Origin of the sequence: Mesorhizobium sp. M7A.F.Ca.US.005.03.2.1 (assembly GCF_003997795.1) — a bacterium.
Classification (GTDB): Bacteria; Pseudomonadota; Alphaproteobacteria; order Rhizobiales; family Rhizobiaceae; genus Mesorhizobium; species Mesorhizobium ciceri.
Genome location: NZ_RZRP01001634.1, coordinates 1 through 417, shown reverse-complemented (window position 1 = coordinate 417; position 417 = coordinate 1). Strand labels below are relative to the sequence as shown.

At 64.5% G+C, this 417-nt stretch carries 1 pseudogene; it reads left to right on the top strand.

The window, feature by feature from the left end:
* Positions 1-417 (top strand): annotated as a pseudogene (locus EN991_RS39550) (glycine cleavage system protein T); the annotation flags it as partial.

The window sequence follows — 417 nt, the reverse complement described above, 5'->3', positions numbered from 1 at the left end:
GTTCCCAACTACTGGGTGGCGTGCGGCGTCATGGCCGGTCTCCTGCAAGGCGGCGGGGTCGGCAAGTCGCTTGCCGAATGGATGATCCATGGCGAGCCGGAAGCCGATGTCTACGGCATGGACATCGCCCGCTATGGCGATTTCGCCTCCAACCGCGAATACATCAGGCAGACCACCGGGCAGTTCTATTCGCGCCGCTTTGTCATGAGCTATCCCAACGTGCAGTTGCCGGCGGGGCGGCCCTTGAAGACAGCCGGCGCGCATGACGCGATGGATGCCGCCGGCGCGCGCTGGGGCAATTCATGGGGCATGGAAGTGCCGCTCTATTTCGCGCCGCATGGCTTCGTCGAGACACCGACGCTGAAGCGCTCCAACGCCTTCGACATCGTCGCACAGGAGTGCCGCAAGGTGCGCGAG